This window comes from Agrobacterium sp., assembly GCF_059499945.1.
In genome coordinates this window covers 151,167-157,835 of sequence record NZ_JCABZP010000005.1, presented here as the reverse complement: position 1 = coordinate 157,835, position 6,669 = coordinate 151,167, and the positions used below count along the sequence as shown (strand labels likewise).

The following is a 6,669-nucleotide window of genomic DNA, read 5'->3' as shown; positions in this document are numbered from 1 at the left end:
TGATAGCTCTGTTCGAAAGTGAGCTGGATAATCGCGCGGCAGAAGAGGGCTTTAACGTTCGGTATATTGATCAATCAATTCATCAAGTGTTATTTTTGGTATTATTATTATAAATAGAGACACTTTGGTCAATATTGACAGCGGCATCACCTCGATGCAGACACATCGCCCAACCAAAAATTCAATGAGCAGAGCCAAGGGTCAGGCGAAATCTTGTTCCGTGACGACAATCAAGAAGGGTCACATGACCACAATGCGTCTTAGCAATCTGCCGAACCAGACTCAACCCTAGTCCCGCTCCGGTCGGCTTGGGCTTCACGCGGTAGAACGGTTCAAAAACCTTTTCCCGCTCTTCGACGGGGATCCCCTGCCCTTCATCAGACACCTCTATCACGCCATTTTTCGAGACTTCTATACGAATCCTCCCGTGCCCGCCGGAATGCTCGATTGCATTTCTGACCAAATTTGTAACCGCTCGCTCCAGGGACGAATAGTCGCCGGTGATTGTAAAGGATGACACCTCGGTCTCAAATTCAAGTTCATAACCCCCAGCGATCGCCAAAGGTGCAAGATCCGCTGCAACCGTCTCGCATAGGCTCACGACGTCCACAACTTCCCACGACTGAATACTGGCGAAACGCTGGATATCGAGGAGTTGCTCCGCAGTGGCTCCAAGCCTTGCGACGTCGAGCAAAAGGCGGGTCTTGTCGTCACCGGGCGAAAACACTTCAAGGCGCGTCTGAAGGATCGCGATCGGTGTCTTCAACTCATGGGCGGCATCAGCAAGAAACCGTGCGCGCCGGGCCACGTCTTCATCAATCCGCGTTAGTGCAAGATTGATTGCTGTTACAAGAGGCTTGATTTCGTCTACGACCCCGGCGCTGGGCAGGCGGACGCCAAGGGTTGTTGCGTCAATTGTTGCCGCCTTGGCTGTCGTTGCTTTTATTCCGGATAATGCTTTCCGGACAATAATAGGGATCACGATAAACACAACGAGTAGAGGCACGACGGTGAAGGGGATGTAAATTACCTTTAGGTACCATATCATATTGAGGACGAGCGAACCGGCCTCGGATCTCCCACCGTAAAACAACCTTACCTTGCCAGCCCCGGTTTCGATGTCGGTCGTCGTCGCAGTGTAGCGGGAGTTTTCATCCGCTCGAATGTCGGCGTACATAATGTTCTTGAGAGCTGGAAGGAGTGCCCGGTACTCGTCAGGAATCTCTCCAAATGTGGTCTGGTGGCCGTCCATCGTTGCGACAAACCAGAAGGCCGGAAACTCTTTCACTGTGGCAAGCAGCTCTGGCGTTTCGGTGAGAGTGATGTTTGCGCCGAGGAGCGACCCTTTTATGATCGCTGGCAATATCTCGTCGTCTGCTCCCTTGACGTGTGGGAGGACTGAAAAAACAAAGAGCGCAACACCGATGTTGACGAGCACCATCATAAATCCCATGACCAGCGCCAATCTTGAAACCAGACGCCAATTTAGGGAAGTGCTGTTTCGCCGAAGCCTCATGTCGATGCTTTCAGCAGATAACCCAACCCGCGGATACTGTGGATCGTCACAGTTGCCCCAGCTTCTGTGAGTTTTCGACGAAGCCGGGACACGTGACTGTCGAGGGCATTGGACTGTATTTCGTCGTCGAATCCGTACACGGACTCCTCCAATGTCCTTCGCAGGACGGTTCGACCGGCTTTACGCAGCAGATGCTTCAATACCAGAGCCTCTCTGCGCGGCAGGTTGAAGGGTTTGCTGTCGATTGTGACTTCAAGATGATTGAGGTCCAGAGTGATGTTACCCTCTCTTATTATCTGCCGCTCGTGGGCCTCCGACCGCCGGATTACGGCCCTAAGCCTTGCCACCAATTCCTCCGATAGAAACGGCTTGCCTATATAATCATCTGCCCCATCGTCCAGTCCGGAAATGCGCTCCGGAGGCATGTTATGCGCCGTCAAAACGATCACGGGAGTCCTGTCTCCGGCCCCCCGGATTTCGCGTAAGAACGTCATCCCATCGCCGTCAGGCAGCTTGCGATCCAGAATGATTGCATCGTGCACACCGCCCCCCTGAGCTTCGCGAGCCATCGCAATCGTCGTGACATGATCCACAAGGTATTGCTGCTGGGTGAGGACACCGGACAGCAAAGCAGCCATTTCATGCTCGTCCTCGACTAGAAGTAAACGCATATCACTATCCTTTTGCGTCTTGGATACGCCCAGTTCATTGCAGCCACATTGCGCCCCGCGTGAAGAAGGATAACGCGCTGCAGGTTTTTCGACGAAATGGCTCGAGAAACGGTGAGCTCACAGAAACGCGTAATGTTCCCACCATCAAACATTGGCAATCCGATGACGAAGGAGAAGCCCATGTTTCAGGAACTCTCGATCACAGACGTCCTCCGGGATACACTCATCAAACAGTTAATGCAGGCCGATCATGTTTCCAGAGTTGCACAGGAGAAGATACTCCAAGGCGCAGCTAAGAAGAATGACGGTGAAACACCGAGCCGCTGCGGCCATAAACCTCGCAGCAGCCTAAATCGCAGGATAGCCCGATGACGGTGTTCAGTTTTGTCGTGGGGGCTTTGGCCGTGCTGGTTGCACTAGCAGTAGCGGTTTATCTGCTGACCTTCTATTTCATTATGAGGCTCGTTCGGGGCCACGGCTGACGATCACGCAAAACGAACCCGCTGCAAAGGAGCCCGGCTGCACCGAGTTCTTCCAGCTCAACAAGACAGCTACAGAGTTTTTTCAATGATTTCGTCAAGGTCCAGAGTGGTTTTTTCCGCGAGCTTCATCGCGCTTTTGTCGGGATGTGGCGCGACGCTTCCAACAACGCAAGCAGGCATATGTGACACTGTTTCATCAGGACAGTTGCTGGGAAAAGAGAAACCCACAAACCTGCAGGCCAGCCGGCTCACAGGCGCCCGAATAGTCCGTCAGATCGATATGGATTGGGAGGTAGTGAAAGACTTCAGGGCAGACCGGGTGACAATTGAAACAGATCCGTCGTCCGGCAAGGTTGTCAACGTTACGTGTGGATAATTGCGTCGAACTTGGTTGAAACTTTATTCTCGCCGTCCATCAGCGACCACTAGCGCTGCCTCGATTGTTCACCAGATCGCGAGATAGATTCCGTCTGTCCAGCAACGGCAACAAACGCACACAACACTATTCCAAAAAACAACACCTCATGACGGAAGGCAGCCTCGCTTAACAGCCTTCTTGCGCCACCAGCAGAGCAGGACCCGGCAGCTACGAGGTGGTGGATACCCGTCTTCTTCGGCTCTCGACCAAGATTTTCCATGTCAAGCTCCCTCCTGCATGCGACGGCACGCCGCGAAGGCATCAAGTGACGGATCGTAGATTTTCGTCACGACGTCCATCATCCCAAGAACGGTATGAAACAGGTTGTCGTGAGACATGGACTGGCCGGAATTGCGACGCATGCAGCTTGTGTCGAAACCCATCAGGCCCGCATAAGAAGGAGATAGCCACGTCAGGAAGGGCACAGTGTCTGCTCTTCAGGGGCGAAGGCATAGGGTGCCCCGTGGAGATAAAGGCCCTTCTCGCCCAGCGACTCGCCATGGTCAGACATGTATAGCATGGCGCCGAACATCCGGTCCGAGTGTTTTTGAAGTAGACCGACAACGCTTGCCAACACGTGATCCGTATAAAGAATGGTATTGTCGTATGCGTTGACGATTTCATCGCGGCTGCAATCAGACAACTGCGAGGTTCTGCAGTCCGGCTTGAAGCGTCTAAACTCTTCGGGATAGCGCATATAGTAGGCAGGGCCATGACTGCCGAGCTGATGGAGAACGATCACGGTGTTTTTTGTGATCGATGAAAGCTTCGCGTCAAGATCGTCAAGAAAAACGCCGTCCTGGCATTCGCCCTGCGCGCAGTAGCGGGGATCCTCGCGATTGGCGAAGCTGGAAAAACTCACCAGATCGGCGATACCCTTGTCACCGGTATTGTTGTCCCACCAATAGGGGTCGATACCTGCCTGCTTAAGCACATCCAGCAAGGAGTTGGTCGAGCGCGCCTTGCGGTCTGAATACTCTGTCCGGGGATAGATGGAGAACATGCATGGCAATGAGACCGCAGTCGCCGTTCCGCAACTCGTCGTGTTGGGATAATTGACAACACCGAGTGCGCGCAGCTCGGGGTTGGTGTCGCGTAAATAACCATTGAGCGAAAAATTCATACCGCGCGCTGTTTCACCGGCAACGATCACCGTCACGACCGGCAAGGAGGCTTTGGCCGCCACGGATCCCAGATGAGCGTCTGTTCCAATCGGTACCCTGACAAGACCGCGTTCGTTGTAGTAGCGCATTCCCAAGCCTACAGCCGACGTGATCGGGGCGAACGGTACGAGCTTTGGCATCATATCCCGGTTGTTGCGAATATTCGAAGCGAGTGAAACGAAGTTCGCGCTTATCAAGCCCGCAGCAACGAGGAGCGCGGTACAAATCACGGCACAATTATATCCAATCGTTGCGAGGAAAGACCTGTGTGTCACCCGTACCAGGCAGATTAACGCGCTTGGAATGATCCCGTAGACAAGGACATGAATGACGAACTGCAACGTTATGAGATGCCGGGCTTCTTGCGGTGTTGTCACCACAGCGTTGCGCAACATCTCCTTGTCGATGACGACACCGAAAAAATCACCGTAGTAGGATGAAACGGCTGCAGTGATAATCAAAAATATGAGGATCGGCTTGATCAGATACTTCACGGAAAAGAACACAATTCCTGCAGCCACCAGCAGAAAGAGTGCGGATGCAAACATCAGGAATGAAAGAGTAAAGCCTCCGAAAACATTGAATGCTTTCGGCCAGAAACTGTTATTTGTGAGGGCAAGGAGATAAACACAGGTAACGAGACATAGCGTCAAGCTGCCGACCGATGGTCGTTGCTTATAGAAGGGCTTCAAGGCAAAATTCTCCTGTCCTTTGCTCCACTTAGTGGGCGACAAGGGGCATCAAATGTTAAGCAGTGAGGAGGCCGCCGCGCGGGTTTCAATCCCTGGCGGTCGTCAAAATCTTTGTGGTCGTGGCGGCGAGAGGCCGGGCCGCAGGTGAGCGTTTATCGCCTGCCCGCAAGCACCGAAGTGTGTTTCGCACATATCCAGTCATGCTTTCTGCAACGAATTCATGGCGGCTGTATAAGAACTGACAATTGCCACAACATTACGAGCGAAGCGATTCTTTGGAACTGCATCTCATGCAGGTTGAAACAATCCGACACTGCGTAGACGCCAGTCTTGAGGGCTGCGTCATTCCGCATGATTTTCTATGCGAACGTAATGTTCCCACCATCAAACTTGTTCATACGCAACTAGTGAGCGCCACAAAATACGGTGAAAACAACCGACGTCAGCTCGAACATCGGATGGGGTTCGGCACGCATTTATTCCCGTCGCACTGAGCGCTCGAATTTGACAGCTGCGATTGCAGCGCCGCCCGACGAGGCGAAGGGAAATACATATGCAGTTGATGAAACTACGCGGAACAACTGTCGCACTGGTCTCGATGCTGGCCTTGAGTGCATGTTCCCAGGAACAACAATCTGAAAGCCAGGAAACGCCGCCGTCAGCAGTGGCGGTGGTTGAAGTGAAGGCCGAGCGCTTGCCCGTGGTCAGCGAGCTGCCCGGCCGCGTGTCGCCGATGATGACCGCGGCGGTTCGGCCGCGTGTCACAGGACTTGTCCTGAAGCGTTCGTTCGAACAGGGAACGACCGTAAAAGAAGGCGATCTCCTCTATGTAATTGATCAGGAGACATTCCGGACGAAAGTGGAATCGGCGCAAGCCACCCTCGACTCGGCGATCGCCGCACAGAAACTTGCGCGGCAGAAAGCAGACCGTCAGATTCAGCTTGCCCAGAAGGGTGTTGCGAGTAACCAGGAGAGCGAATCCGCAGTCGCTAGCCTTGCCCAGAGCGACGCGGACGTATCGCGCGCGCAAGCCGATCTGCGAGCCGCGCAGCTTGAGCTGCAATACACGGAAGTCCGAGCTCCCATCTCCGGAAGCATTGGCCGCGCGCTCGTGACCGAAGGAACACTCGTCAGTCCGACATCGGATGTCATGGCGACCATCCAGCGGATCGATCCGGTCTATGTCGATTTCACCCAACCCGCGGAAAGCCTGATCACTCTTAAGAACGCGGTGAAGGATGGCAGTTTGCAGGCCGATGCCCACGGAAGTGCCGTGATGAAACTGCTCTCAGAAGGCGGTCTCCCCTACCCTCAGGACGGAAAACTTCTCTTCTCGGAATCAACGGTGAACGCAGCAACCGGGCAGGTTATCTTGCGCGGCGAATTCCCCAATCCGGAACAGAACCTGCTGCCCGGTATGTATGTGCGTGGCCGCATACAGCAGGCGGCGCTTGAAGGAGCCCTCGCCGTACCAGAACAGGCAGTGCAGCGCGACACAGCAGGCGTAGCACAGCTCTATATCGTCAAAGCCGACGCAACAGTTGAGATCCGCAACGTCACTCTCGGCTGGATCCTCGATGGCCGCTGGGTCGTGACGGAAGGATTGAACGCTGGCGACAAAGTCATCGTCGAAGGTTTCCAGAAGGTAGCGCCCGGGATGAAGGTCAACCCTCAGCCGTGGTCAAACCCTGCACTGGCGCAAGTCGCCGGCAAAGCGAAGGGCTGAT

Annotated in this window: 4 protein-coding genes and 1 pseudogene; 2 read left to right on the top strand and 3 right to left on the bottom strand. The window is 54.1% G+C overall.

Annotated features, from left to right (window positions below):
• Positions 1-181: 181 nt before the first annotated feature.
• Both AC5I5B_RS05955 and AC5I5B_RS05950 read right to left on the bottom strand, forming a co-directional pair.
• Positions 182-1,465 (bottom strand): sensor histidine kinase, encoded by a 1,284-nt coding sequence (locus tag AC5I5B_RS05955; protein WP_495752489.1) that lies wholly within the window; start codon positions 1,463-1,465, stop codon positions 182-184.
• Between the two features lie 47 nt (positions 1,466-1,512).
• Positions 1,513-2,187, bottom strand: a complete 675-nt coding sequence (locus tag AC5I5B_RS05950) for a response regulator (protein ID WP_495752488.1) — start codon at positions 2,185-2,187, stop codon at positions 1,513-1,515.
• Between the two features lie 180 nt (positions 2,188-2,367).
• Here AC5I5B_RS05950 and AC5I5B_RS05945 point away from each other — a divergent pair, with 180 nt between their 5' ends.
• Complete coding sequence (locus tag AC5I5B_RS05945) at positions 2,368-2,559, top strand: hypothetical protein (RefSeq protein ID WP_495752487.1); 192 nt, start codon at positions 2,368-2,370, stop codon at positions 2,557-2,559.
• A 749-nt stretch (positions 2,560-3,308) separates the two neighbouring features.
• Here the strand turns inward: AC5I5B_RS05945 and AC5I5B_RS05940 are convergent.
• Positions 3,309-4,942: pseudogene (locus AC5I5B_RS05940) on the bottom strand (phosphoethanolamine transferase).
• A gap of 553 nt (positions 4,943-5,495) precedes the next feature.
• Here AC5I5B_RS05940 and AC5I5B_RS05935 point away from each other — a divergent pair.
• On the top strand, positions 5,496-6,668 hold the full coding sequence (locus AC5I5B_RS05935) for an efflux RND transporter periplasmic adaptor subunit (protein WP_495752486.1): 1,173 nt from the start codon (positions 5,496-5,498) through the stop codon (positions 6,666-6,668).
• Position 6,669: the final 1 nt, after the last annotated feature.